The following is a 392-nucleotide window of genomic DNA, read 5'->3' on the forward strand; positions in this document are numbered from 1 at the left end:
GCCCTTCTACTTCTGTAATAGCTGTATCTTCTACAGCTATTACTATTTGATCTGTAGTTACACTAGCTGTATTAATTAAATCATTTCCAGTAATTATATCAGCCAATGTTGCCGTATAAGAAGCTGTATATATCCAAGTTTCTCCAACATCTAATACATTATCATTATCATTATCTCCAGATGGACTTGATAATATTATCATACTTCCATCTGGTAAAGTATCTTCTACATTAACATTAGTTAAACTCGCGGTTCCAGTATTAACTACTGTAATTGTATAACCTATAATATCATTTGCTGCTGTTACAGGGTTATTTCCACTTGTTTGCGTTTTATCAACTGTCATTGATGGCGCTGGTACAAGAATACTGTTGGTATCCGTAACATCAGGG

1 protein-coding gene is annotated in these 392 nt (G+C 33.9%); it reads right to left on the reverse strand.

Annotated features, from left to right (window positions below; genetic code table 11):
- A partial coding sequence (locus AC1EU5_RS16015) for a DUF7507 domain-containing protein (RefSeq protein WP_480193426.1) occupies positions 1-392 on the reverse strand: 392 nt, incomplete at both ends.

Source organism: Maritimimonas sp. 2405UD52-3 (assembly GCF_056591715.1).